The sequence below is a fragment of the Pseudomonas plecoglossicida NBRC 103162 = DSM 15088 genome (assembly GCF_000730665.1).
Taxonomy (GTDB): domain Bacteria; phylum Pseudomonadota; class Gammaproteobacteria; order Pseudomonadales; family Pseudomonadaceae; genus Aquipseudomonas; species Aquipseudomonas plecoglossicida.
In genome coordinates this window covers 56,341-67,403 of sequence record NZ_BBIV01000033.1, presented here as the reverse complement: position 1 = coordinate 67,403, position 11,063 = coordinate 56,341, and the positions used below count along the sequence as shown (strand labels likewise).

At 65.3% G+C, this 11,063-nt stretch carries 11 protein-coding genes; 3 read left to right on the top strand and 8 right to left on the bottom strand.

Annotated elements, in window-relative coordinates:
* Positions 1–57: 57 nt before the first annotated feature.
* Entirely contained in the window at positions 58–825 is a 768-nt protein-coding gene (locus PPL01S_RS18200) for a substrate-binding periplasmic protein (protein WP_028625112.1), read from the bottom strand.
* A gap of 123 nt (positions 826–948) precedes the next feature.
* Here PPL01S_RS18200 and dnaX point away from each other — a divergent pair, with 123 nt between their 5' ends.
* From dnaX to recR, 3 genes are all read left to right on the top strand, one after another.
* Positions 949–2,997, top strand: a complete 2,049-nt coding sequence (gene dnaX, locus PPL01S_RS18195) for a DNA polymerase III subunit gamma/tau (RefSeq protein ID WP_028625111.1) — start codon at positions 949–951, stop codon at positions 2,995–2,997.
* A gap of 64 nt (positions 2,998–3,061) precedes the next feature.
* Entirely contained in the window at positions 3,062–3,397 is a 336-nt protein-coding gene (locus tag PPL01S_RS18190; protein WP_008093501.1) for a YbaB/EbfC family nucleoid-associated protein, read from the top strand.
* Positions 3,398–3,486: 89 nt separating this feature from the next.
* The gene (gene recR, locus PPL01S_RS18185; RefSeq protein ID WP_016393741.1) at positions 3,487–4,089 is read left to right on the top strand and encodes a recombination mediator RecR; all 603 of its coding nucleotides are present in this window, start codon (positions 3,487–3,489) and stop codon (positions 4,087–4,089) included.
* 34 nt (positions 4,090–4,123) lie between these two features.
* Here the strand turns inward: recR and PPL01S_RS18180 are convergent, their stop codons facing one another.
* The 7 genes from PPL01S_RS18180 to PPL01S_RS18150 form a co-directional block, all read right to left on the bottom strand.
* Complete coding sequence (locus PPL01S_RS18180; RefSeq protein ID WP_016393740.1) at positions 4,124–4,672, bottom strand: adenine phosphoribosyltransferase; 549 nt, start codon at positions 4,670–4,672, stop codon at positions 4,124–4,126.
* 56 nt (positions 4,673–4,728) lie between these two features.
* On the bottom strand, positions 4,729–5,463 hold the full coding sequence (fnrA, locus tag PPL01S_RS18175) for a Crp/Fnr family transcriptional regulator FnrA (RefSeq protein WP_016393739.1): 735 nt from the start codon (positions 5,461–5,463) through the stop codon (positions 4,729–4,731).
* 190 nt (positions 5,464–5,653) lie between these two features.
* Entirely contained in the window at positions 5,654–7,036 is a 1,383-nt protein-coding gene (gene hemN, locus PPL01S_RS18170) for an oxygen-independent coproporphyrinogen III oxidase (protein WP_028625110.1), read from the bottom strand.
* A gap of 155 nt (positions 7,037–7,191) precedes the next feature.
* Entirely contained in the window at positions 7,192–7,875 is a 684-nt protein-coding gene (locus tag PPL01S_RS18165; protein ID WP_016393737.1) for a sulfite exporter TauE/SafE family protein, read from the bottom strand.
* Entirely contained in the window at positions 7,868–8,080 is a 213-nt protein-coding gene (gene ccoS / locus PPL01S_RS18160) for a cbb3-type cytochrome oxidase assembly protein CcoS (RefSeq protein ID WP_016393736.1), read from the bottom strand. Before ccoS ends, PPL01S_RS18165 begins: the two co-directional genes overlap by 8 nt.
* Complete coding sequence (locus tag PPL01S_RS18155) at positions 8,059–10,533, bottom strand: heavy metal translocating P-type ATPase (protein ID WP_028625109.1); 2,475 nt, start codon at positions 10,531–10,533, stop codon at positions 8,059–8,061. Before PPL01S_RS18155 ends, ccoS begins: the two co-directional genes overlap by 22 nt.
* Entirely contained in the window at positions 10,533–11,057 is a 525-nt protein-coding gene (locus tag PPL01S_RS18150; RefSeq protein ID WP_016393734.1) for a FixH family protein, read from the bottom strand. The genes PPL01S_RS18155 and PPL01S_RS18150 overlap by 1 nt, the downstream gene beginning before the upstream one ends.
* Positions 11,058–11,063 lie beyond the last annotated feature (6 nt).

Below are 11,063 nucleotides of genomic sequence, written 5' to 3'. Positions count from 1 at the left end.
CGCTCGATCTTGAACACGACAAATCCCCCAAGGCGAACACCCCCAGTCGCAAAAAATTCAAGGCCGAGCCGCCGAAACCTTCTCCGAATACCCCGTCGCCCCATACCGCTGCACAATCCGCTCGATCTCCCCCGACTCCTTCATCCTCACCAGCGCCCGCAGCACGCCCTGCGTCGGGATCGCCGGGTCGTTGCGCACCATGCACCCCAATGCCTGCTCCTCCAGCACCGTCAGCACCCGCAGACGCTGCTCGGCAGGCAATTGCTGATTGAACCAGCGCAGCGCCAGTTCATTGCTCACCGCATGCCGATAACGCCCGATCCGCAGCTTCTGCAGCGCCAGCTCCTGGCTGCGACTGTCCTCGCGGCGCAAATGCCCCTGTGCAAACAGCGGCTCGAGCGTGCCATAGGCATACCCCAGCACGGTGCCAATCGCCTGTTGAGGCAGTTGTTCCGGGCGGACGGGGCCACTGTCGCTCGCCCGCCCGACCAGCACATCCCGCTGGTGAAACAACGGTATGCTCCAGACGAAGTTCCCCGGGCGGTCATTGAACCACTGGGTGCTCACATAGCAGCGCACATCGATATCGCCATCGTTCATCGCCTGTTGCATGCGCAAGCGAGCCAGCACGTGGTACTCAGGGCGGGCGCCGACTTCGCGGGCCATGGCTTGCATCAGGTCGAACATCAAGCCTTCCACCGGTTGATCGCCCTCGACCCGTACCAGCGGCATGCTCCAGCTTTCGACCACGGAAAAACGCAGTACGGGCAGGTCCGCCAGGCTGTAAGTGGACCAGAGCAGCATCAGGGCCAGCAGTCTTCGCAATGCGCACTCTCCTTGGGCAACGTGCCAGTGCCTAAGCGTAGACGAACCGTGCAGGGTGCAATTTCGGTCCCGCTCCGCTAGCATTAGCGATCTTCCGCTCGATCAGGCTGCGATGGTTTTTCGATGAGTTATCAGGTTCTTGCACGTAAATGGCGTCCGCGCTCGTTCCGCGAAATGGTCGGCCAGGCCCATGTGCTCAAGGCCTTGATCAATGCCTTGGACAACCAGCGCCTGCACCACGCCTATCTGTTCACCGGCACGCGCGGCGTGGGCAAGACTACCATCGCGCGGATCATCGCCAAATGCCTGAACTGCGAGACCGGCATCACCTCGACGCCGTGTGGCACCTGCTCGGTCTGCCGAGAGATCGACGAGGGCCGTTTCGTCGACCTGATCGAGATCGACGCCGCCAGCCGCACCAAGGTCGAGGACACCCGCGAACTGCTCGACAACGTGCAGTACGCGCCGAGCCGCGGGCGCTTCAAGGTCTACCTGATCGACGAAGTGCACATGCTCTCCACCCACTCGTTCAACGCCTTGCTCAAGACGCTGGAAGAGCCGCCGCCCTACGTCAAGTTCATCCTCGCCACCACTGACCCGCAGAAGCTGCCGGCCACCATCCTTTCGCGCTGCCTGCAGTTCTCGCTGAAGAACATGAGCCCGGAGCGGGTGGTCGAGCACCTGAGCCATGTGCTGCAGGCCGAGAGCGTGCCGTTCGAGCCCGACGCCTTGTGGCTGCTCGGCCGCGCTGCCGATGGCTCGATGCGCGATGCCATGAGCCTGACCGACCAGGCCATCGCCTTTGGCGAGGGCAAGGTGCTGGCTGCCGATGTGCGCGCCATGCTCGGCAGCCTCGATCACGGCCAGGTCTATGGCGTGCTGCAGGCGCTGCTCGAAGGCGATGCGCGGGCGCTGCTGGAAGCGGTGCGCAACCTTGCCGAACAGGGGCCGGACTGGAGCGGTGTGCTGGCGGAAATGCTCAACGTGCTGCACCGGGTTGCCATCGCCCAGGCCCTGCCGGAAGCGGTGGACAACGGCCAGGGCGATCGCGAGCGGGTGCTGGCGCTGGCCTCGGCCTTGCCGGCCGAGGATGTCCAGTTCTACTACCAGATGGGCCTGATCGGCCGCCGCGACCTGCCGCTGGCGCCGGACCCGCGGGGTGGCTTCGAGATGGTCCTGCTGCGCATGCTGGCCTTCCGCCCGGCCGATACCGACGATGCGCCGAAGCCGGTACTAAAGCCGGTGGGGATCAGCCAGGCCACAGCTGATCCTGCAACGCCAGTGGCAGCGCCAGCAGCCGTGGCGCCTGTCGTCGCTGCCGTGGAGCCGGCGCCGGTGGTGCAGGCTGCACCTGTTCCTGTTCCTGTTCCTGTTCCTGCGCCGCAGCCAGAGCCCCAGCCAGAGCCTGCGCCGGAACCCCAGCCCCAGCCCGTTGAATCCGCGCCGGTGGCAGAGGAGGTCATCGACCTGCCCTGGGAGGAGCCAGTCGCTGCATCGGCGCCCGCCAGTGTGGAGCCCGAGCCCGCTCCAGTAGTCGTAGCCCCTGAGCCAGTGCCAGAGCCGGCCAACGATGAGCCGCCTTTCGACCCGTCAGCCTATTCCCCGGCCGGCATGGATCGCGACGACGAACCGCCGATGGATGAGGACTACTACGGCGGCGACAGCGACCCGGTCGGCTTCAGCTACCTCGACGAGTTGGTCGACCATGTGCAGGAAGAGGCGCCTGTCATCGCCCCCGAGCCGATGCCTGCCGCCCAGCCGGCCACCGGCCTGGCCCTGCAATGGTTGGAATTGTTCCCACAGTTGCCTGTCTCCGGGATGACAGGCAACATCGCCGCAAACTGTACGCTGATGGCCGTTGACGGTGACGACTGGCTGCTGCACCTCGATCCGGGCCAGGGCGCGCTGTTCAACGCCACCCAGCAACGCCGCCTGAACGAAGCGCTCAACCAGCACCTGGGGCGGACCTTGCACCTGCGCATCGAGCTGATCCGCCCCGAGCAAGAAACCCCGGCCCAGGCGGCGGCGCGCAAGCGCGCCGAACGCCAGCAGGATGCCGTGAGTTCGATCCAGCAGGATCCGTTGATCCAGCAAATGATCAAGCAGTTCGGTGCCACGGTGCGGCAGGATACTATTGAGCCTGTAGAAGCCCTGGTCAGCCAGGAGCAGTGACCTATAACCATGCGGCCGGCCCTTTGCCGGGCCGCATCACATGACCCAATCGAGGTATACCCCCATGATGAAAGGTGGCATGGCCGGCCTGATGAAGCAGGCCCAGCAGATGCAGGAAAAAATGGCCAAGATGCAGGAAGAGCTGGCCAACGCCGAAGTGACTGGCCAATCCGGTGGTGGTCTGGTCAGCGTGGTGATGACCGGTCGTCATGACGTCAAGCGCGTCAGCATCGACCAGAGCCTGATGTCGACCGACGAAGACGACAAGGAAGTGCTGGAAGACCTGATCGCTGCGGCGCTGAACGACGCCGTGCGCAAGGTCGAGCAGAGCAGCCAGGAAAAAATGGGCGGCATGACCGCTGGCATGCAGCTGCCACCGGGCTTCAAAATGCCGTTCTGATTGGTTTTTTGCTACACAGGGGGAGTAACGGCCTGGCGGTCGTTGCTCCCTTGTTCATTCTGTTTCCCAAGACTTGCAGGCCTGTCTACATGAGCTTCAGCCCCCTGATTCGCCAACTGATCGACGCGTTGCGCACCCTCCCGGGCGTCGGTCAGAAAACCGCCCAGCGCATGGCCTTGCAGCTGCTCGAGCGTGATCGCAGTGGCGGCTTGCGCCTGGCCCAGGCGCTGAGCCAGGCCATGGAAGGGGTTGGTCATTGCCGCCAGTGCCGTACCCTGACCGAGCAGGCGCTGTGCCCGCAATGCGCCGACCCGCGCCGTGACGACACGCAGCTGTGCGTGGTGGAAGGGCCGATGGATGTGTATGCGGTGGAGCAGACCGGCTATCGCGGTCGTTACTTCGTGCTCAAAGGGCATCTGTCGCCGCTCGATGGTCTGGGGCCGGAGGCGATCGGTGTACCGCAGCTGATGGCGCGGATCGAGGAGCAGGGCAGCTTCACCGAGGTGATCCTGGCGACCAACCCGACGGTGGAGGGAGAGGCGACGGCGCACTACATTGCGCAGCTGCTGGCCGAAAAAGGCCTGGTGGCCTCGCGGATTGCCCATGGCGTGCCGTTGGGCGGCGAGCTGGAGCTGGTCGATGGTGGGACGCTGGCGCATGCCTTTGCGGGGCGCAGGCCGATTTCGCTGTGATTGCGTGGGGCCGCAAAGCGGCCCCAGAACCCACTCAGTACTCGCTGAGCGAAAACTCGGTCAGGCAGAACGTAGGCACCCCCGCGGCCTGCAGCCGGCGCGACCCATCCAGCTCGGGCAGGTCGATGATCGCCGCCGCCTCGAATACCTCGGCCCCGGTGCGACGCACCAGGTTGGCCGCAGCCAGCAAGGTACCGCCGGTGGCGATCAGGTCATCGAAGATCAGCACCGAATCGCCTTCGCACAGACTGTCGGCGTGCACTTCCAGGAACGCTTCGCCGTATTCGGTCTGGTAGCCCTCCGACAACACGTCGGCCGGCAGCTTGCCCTGCTTGCGGAACAGGATAAGTGGCTTGTTCAGCTGGTGGGCGATGATCGAGCCAATCAGGAAGCCGCGCGCGTCCATGGCGCCGATGTGGCTGAATTCAGCCTCCACGTAACGCTCGATGAACTGGTCGGCCACGTAGCGCAAACCGCGCGGCGACTGGAACAACGGGGTTATATCGCGGAAGATCACCCCTGGTTTGGGGAAGTCCACTACCGGGCGGATCAGGGCTTTGAGGTCGAAGGCGTCGCTGTGCATCATTGCGGGTATCCAGGGGAAAACGATTGCGCGAGTATACCTTTTAAACGCAGCTTTCAGACCTCTGTCGCACCACCGGCCAGCGCACACAGCTGGATCGGATCGAGAATGTGCACTTCCTTTCCTTCGGCGCGAATCAGGCCGTTCTGCTGGAATCGGGTGAACACCCGCGACACGGTTTCCACCGCCAGGCCCAGGTAGTTGCCGATCTCGTTGCGCGACATGCTCAGGCGGAACTGGTTGGCCGAATAGCCGCGGGCGCGGAAGCGTGCGGACAGGTTGACCAGGAACGTGGCGATGCGCTCGTCGGCGGTCTTTTTCGACAGCAGCAGCATCATCTGCTGGTCGTCACGGATTTCCCGGCTCATCACGCGCATCAGCTGGCGGCGCAGTTGTGGCAATTGCACCGAGAGCTCATCAAGGCGCTCGAAAGGAATCTCGCACACCGACGTGGTTTCCTGAGCCTGGGCCGACACCGGATAGGCTTCGGTGTCCATGCCGGACAGGCCGACCAGCTCGCTGGGCAGGTGGAAGCCGGTGATCTGCTCTTCGCCGCTGTCGCTCAGGCTGAAAGTCTTGAGCGCACCGGAGCGTACTGCGTAGACCGAGCCAAAATTGTCACCTTGGCGGAACAGGAATTCGCCCTTCTTCAAGGGGCGTCCACGCTTGACGATATCATCCAGCGCATTCATGTCTTCCAGGTTGAGCGAAAGCGGCAGACACAGGGGCGCCAGACTGCAGTCCTTGCAGTGGGCCTGGTTGTGGGGGCGCAGTTTGACTGGCTCGGACATTTTCAATCAATCCTTGTGGGGAAAGCACACATAAGTCGTAAGGGTAACTCACGACACAGGGAATAGGCCAGCGGCAGCGCAATTGTGGCGCGCTGCCGCCGAACCCCAGCTGCATGATGACTGGGGCTCGCTGGTATCCATAGTGTGCCCGACAAGGGCGGTTGTCCATGCGGTCGAACGACTCGTGCGGCTAGATCACCCGGGAGAAACGCTGGCGGTTCTGCATCGCCAGGTAGGCATCGAACAGCATGCACACCGAGCGGGCCAGCAGGCGCCCGGCCGGCAGGATGCGGATGCCTTTGCCGTCGAGGCTGATCAGGCCGTCGCGCTGAAGGGTCAGCAGCTCTGGCCAGAGGTCGTTGAAGTAACCGCGAAAATCAATCGTGAAAGCCTCCTCGATCGCTTCGAAATCCAGCTCGAAATGACAGATCAGCTGCTGGATCACCGCCCGCCGTACCCGATCATCATGGTTGCACAGCAGCCCGCGCTGGGTTGCCAGCTGGGCGTTGGAAAGGCTGTCCTGGTAGGTGTTCAGGTCGCTGCTGTTCTGGCAGTAGAGGTCGCCGATCTGGCTGATCGCCGACACCCCGAGGCCGATCAGGTCGCAGTGCCCGTGGGTGGTGTAGCCCTGGAAATTGCGCTGCAGCGTGCCTTCCTCCTGGGCAATGGCCAGCTCGTCGTCGGGCAGGGCGAAGTGGTCCATGCCGATGTAGCGATAGCCGGCTGCGGTGAGCTGCTCGATGGTATTTCGCAGCATTTCGAGCTTCGCTCCGGGCCCCGGCAGGTCGTTGCTGTCGATGCGCCGCTGGGGCATGAAACGCTCCGGCAGGTGCGCGTAGTTGAACACTGAAAGGCGGTCGGGCTGCAGGCGGATCACTTCCTCCACCGTGCGTGCGAAACCTTCCGGGGTCTGCTTGGGCAGGCCGTAGATCAGGTCAAGGTTGATCGAGCGGAACTGCAGGGTGCGCGCCGCTTCGACCAGGGTGCGGGTCTGTTCCAGGCTCTGCAGGCGATTGACTGCGCGCTGCACGGTCGGGTCGAGGTCCTGGACGCCGAGGCTGACGCGGTTGAACCCCAGTTCGCGGAGCAGGCCCATGGTCGACCAGTCGGCTTCGCGCGGGTCGATCTCGATACCGTAGTCGCCGGTGTCGTCGTCCAGCAGGTTGAAGTGCTGACGCAGGGTGGCCATCAGCTGGCGCAGTTCGACATGGCTGAGGAAGGTGGGCGTGCCGCCGCCGAAATGCAGCTGCTCGACCCGTTGTTTCGGGGCCAGGTGGCAGGCGATCAGCTGGATTTCCTGTTCCAGGCGCTGCAGGTAGGGCGCGGCGCGGCCCCGGTCCTTGGTGATGACCTTGTTGCAGGCGCAGTAGTAGCAGATGTTGGCGCAGAACGGCACGTGCACGTACAGCGACAGCGGGCGCGCCGCTCGACGGCTTTCGCGCAGGGCGTGAAGCAGGTCGAACGAGCCCACTTCGCTGTGCAGTTGCACGGCGGTGGGGTAGGAAGTGTAGCGCGGGCCGGCCAGATCGTAGCGGCGGATCAGGTCGGCATCCCAGCGTAGATCTTCGAACATGTGGGCGGTTCCCGGAATGAGCAGCAGTGTCCGGAGTCTATGACTGTCCGAAGAGAGTCGTTTTGATTTGTATCAAAAGGCATCAGGGCGGCGGGGCGGGCGTGAAATCGGTTTTTTGATTTACATCAAAAGAAATTGGCTGCGCAGCAGCCCCCTCAATGCCCCATCAGCCAGTGCTGATGGGGGCCAGGCAGGGTCCACATGCCGAACAGGATCACCAGCAAGCCGCCCGCCATCCGCACGCTGCGCCGTCGCAACAGGCGGTTCACCCGCTCCGCCGCCAAGCCAGTGGCCACCAATACCGGCAATGTACCCACGCCGAACGCCAGCATCAGCGCTGCGCTATACCCCGCATTGCCCTGGCTGGCGGCCCACAGCAAGGTGCTGTACACCAGCCCGCACGGCAACCAGCCCCACAAGGCGCCGAGCAACAACGCCCGAGGCAGGCTGGACACCGGCAACAGCCGCGAAGCCACAGGCTGTACATGCCGCCACAACCCCCTGCCGAGGGCCTCGATGCGCGTCAGCCCGCTCCACCAGCCTGCCAGGTACAGGCCCATGGCGATCAGCAGAAGCGCGGCCACCACCCGTAACGCCAGGGCCGCCGGACTGCTGGCCACGGCCCAGCCTGCCAGGCCCAGCAGCAGGCCGGCGCAGGCATAGCTGAGGATGCGTCCAAGGTTGTAGGCAAGCAGCAGGCGGGCGCGACGGCCCCGCTGCTCGGGCGGGATGGCCAGGGTCAGTGCGCCCATCAGGCCGCCGCACATGCCCAGGCAATGGCCACCGCCGAGCAGGCCGAGGACCAGCGCCGAACCCAGCAGGGCAAGCAGGTCAGGCACGGGGTGGTATGTCCTTGTCGTCGGGTTGGCTGTCGTCGTTCTTCACGGCGGCTTGGTGGCGTGGGTCCTGGTCATCGAACAGGATGCTGTGGGCGGGGCTGTCGAGGTCGTCGTACTGGCCGCTGTCCACCGCCCAGAAGAAGATATAGACGGCAACCCCGACGAGCAGCAGGGCAGCCGGGATCATGACATAGAGGGCGGGCATGCTGACTTCCTTCCAGTTTGCCCAGCGCCGACGGCGGACGAGCCCGTGCCGTGAGGCAGGCGGGTCAGGCGCAAGGCGTTGAGCACCACGATCAGCGAACTGACCGACATGCCGATGGCCGCCCATACCGGGGTGATCCAGCCGAGCGCGGCGAACGGCAACATGAGGCCATTATACAAGGTTGCCCAGAGCAGGTTCTGGAGGATGTTGCGGCGGGTCCGGCGGGCCAGCTCGAAGGCCTGCACCAAGGCCTGCAGGCGGTTGCTGAGCAGCACCGCGTCGGCGCTGGTCTTGGCCAGGTCGGTGGCGCTGCCCATGGCGATGCTGATGTCGGCGGCGGCCAGCACCGGCACGTCGTTGACCCCATCGCCGAGCATCAGCACTTTGCAACCCGCCGCCTGCAGGGCCTTGAGCCGGTCCAGCTTGTCGTCCGGGCGCAGGCCGCCAATGGCTTGGTCGATACCCAGTTGCGCGGCCACCTCGGCGACCATCGGCGAGCTGTCGCCGGACAGCAGCAGCGTGCGCCAACCCCGTGCCTTGCAGGCGGCCAGCAGGGCTGGGGCATCCTCGCGCAGGCGGTCGTCCAGGCCGAACCAGGCCAGCGGGCCCTGGCGGTCACCCAGCAGCAGCCACTGCCCGCGCGGTTCCGGCACGCCGGGGATCTCGGCGCCGCTGAGGGCGCAGACGAAGGTGGCCTGGCCGATGCGCAGGCGCTGGCCCTCGACCAGGCCTTCCAGGCCCAGCCCGGGCACGCTCTGTACATCATCGGCGGTGCTGGCGGTGCGGCCGAAGGCGCGGGCGATGGGGTGTTCGGAGCGGTTTTCGAGCGCGGCCGCCAGGGCCAGGCAGCGGTCGGCGGGCAGTGTACCGAGCGGGCGGATGTTGCGCAGGGCCAGGCGGCCTTCGGTAAGGGTGCCGGTCTTGTCGAAGATGACCGTGTCGATCTGGTTCAGGCCTTCCAGCACATGGCCGCGGGTAATCAGCAGGCCGAGCTTGTGCAAGGTGCCGGTGGCGGCGGTCAGGGCGGTAGGGGTCGCCAGTGACAAGGCACAAGGGCAGGTGGCCACCAGCATGGCCAGGACGATCCAGAACGCGCGCGTCGGGTCCAGGTGCCACCACCACAGGCCGATGGCCAGCGCCGCCAGCAGGCTGAACAGCAGGAACCACTGCGAAGCGCGGTCAGCGATTTCCGCCAGGCGCGGTTTCTCGCTCTGCGCGCGCTCCAGCAGGCGGACGATGGCCGACAGGCGCGAGTCGTGGCCCAGCGCTTCGACTTCCACATGCAGGGTGCTTTCCACGTTCAGCGTGCCGCCGGTGACCCGTTCGCCAACCCGTCGTGGCTGCGGCAGGTACTCGCCGGTCAGCAGCGACTCATCGACGCTGGAGCGGCCTTCGACGATGCGCCCGTCCGCGGGGATCACCGCGCCTGGCAGCACCTGCACGGTGTCGCCACGTTGCAGCTCGCCGAGCAGGATGCGCTCGGTCTGGCCGAACGCATCCAGGCGCAGGCACGAGGCCGGCAGCAGGTTGACCAGCTGCGCGGTGGCCGCTGCCGTGCGTTCGCGGGCGCGCCGCTCGAGGTACCGACCGGTGAGCAGGAACAGAGCGAACATGCCGACGGTGTCGAAGTACAGCTCGCCACTGCCGGTGATGGCGGTCCAGATCCCCGCGCCGAAGGCCAGCGCGATGGCCAGCGAGACCGACACGTCCATGGTCAGGTGGCGGGTGCGCAGGTCGCGGGCAGCGCCCTTGAAGAACGGCGCGCAGCTGTAGAACACGATCGGGATGGTCAGAAACAGGGCAACCCAGCGCAGGATGGTGTGCATCTCAGGCGACAGGTCGATGTTGAATTCCGGCCAGGTGGCCATGGTCGCCATCATCGCCTGGAACCACAGCAGCCCGGCCACGCCCAGCCGGCGCAGGGCGCTGCGGTTTTCCCGGGCCAGCTGTTCGGCGGCCTGGTCGGGTTGGTAGGGGTGGGCGGCGTAGCCGATCTGGCGCAGTTCGGCGAGCAGCCTGGAGAGTGGCAATTGCCGGTCGTCCCAGTTGACCAGCAGGCGGTGGTTGGACAGGTTCAGGCGGGCTTCGGCGACGCCTGGAATGTTGCGCAGATGCTTTTCGATCAGCCAGCCGCAGGCGGCGCAGCTGATGCCCTCGATCAACAAGGTGGTCTCGGCCTGTTGGTCGGCGTGGCGGACGAAGTTCTGCTGCACGTCGCTGCGGTCGAACAGCGCCAGTTCGTCCTGCAGTTGCCGGGGCAATGCCTCGGGGTTGGCGCTGCTGTCGCTGCGGTGCTGGTAGTAGTGCTCCAGGCCGCCGGCGACGATCGATTCGGCCACTGCCTGGCAGCCGGGGCAGCAGAACTGCCGGGGCTCGCCAAGGACCACGGCGGTGAAGCGATTGCCAGCGGGAACGGGCAGGGCGCAGTGGTAGCAGGGGGTGGGTTGGGTCATTACTGGTGCTCGGCACCTTGCAGCGCTTCATCGCCCAGTTGCAGCGCCACGCCATGTTCGACCTTCTCCTCTTCGAACAGTCGCCACACATGCTCATCCTGGCTGCCCAGCAGCTCGACGAAGCGCCGGCCTTCGACCTTGTCGTCCAGCTGGCCGACATAACGGCCCGGCTCCGAGCGGCTGAGCAGCACCTTGCGGTCCTTGTCCGGCTGGGTCGGCGAGATCAGGTTCAGCTCCAGGCTCTGCGGGTCGCTGTCGCCGCTCAGGTGCACGTCCACTTCGCCGGTCAGTTCGTCGAGGTGCACGCTGGCCTTGAGCTTGAGGGTCTGCGCCAGCAGTTCACGGTCCAGCGAGCGGTTGATGCCCTTGCCGGCTTCGTAGTAGTTGTCGTTGACCAGGTTGTCCGGGTTGTTCACGGCGATGCTGACCATGGTCAGGCTCAGGCACACCGAGGTGGTGAGGATGCCGATGATGATCCAGGGCCAGAGGTGCTTGTACCAGGGGCTGGCGGCGGTGGTAGGCATTGTCGA

What these genes read in the sequence shown, in the direction of transcription:
- PPL01S_RS18155 (WP_028625109.1), bottom strand. Translation starts at nt 10,533, where the DNA reads ATGACCCAACCCACCCCCTGCTACCACTGCGCCCTGCCCGTTCCCGCT.
- fnrA (WP_016393739.1), bottom strand. Translation starts at nt 5,463, where the DNA reads ATGTCCGAGCCAGTCAAACTGCGCCCCCACAACCAGGCCCACTGCAAG.
- dnaX (WP_028625111.1), top strand. Translation starts at nt 949, where the DNA reads ATGAGTTATCAGGTTCTTGCACGTAAATGGCGTCCGCGCTCGTTCCGC.
- hemN (WP_028625110.1), bottom strand. Translation starts at nt 7,036, where the DNA reads ATGTTCGAAGATCTACGCTGGGATGCCGACCTGATCCGCCGCTACGAT.
- PPL01S_RS18150 (WP_016393734.1), bottom strand. Translation starts at nt 11,057, where the DNA reads ATGCCTACCACCGCCGCCAGCCCCTGGTACAAGCACCTCTGGCCCTGG.
- ccoS (WP_016393736.1), bottom strand. Translation starts at nt 8,080, where the DNA reads ATGCCCGCCCTCTATGTCATGATCCCGGCTGCCCTGCTGCTCGTCGGG.
- recR (WP_016393741.1), top strand. Translation starts at nt 3,487, where the DNA reads ATGAGCTTCAGCCCCCTGATTCGCCAACTGATCGACGCGTTGCGCACC.
- PPL01S_RS18180 (WP_016393740.1), bottom strand. Translation starts at nt 4,672, where the DNA reads ATGCACAGCGACGCCTTCGACCTCAAAGCCCTGATCCGCCCGGTAGTG.
- PPL01S_RS18190 (WP_008093501.1), top strand. Translation starts at nt 3,062, where the DNA reads ATGATGAAAGGTGGCATGGCCGGCCTGATGAAGCAGGCCCAGCAGATG.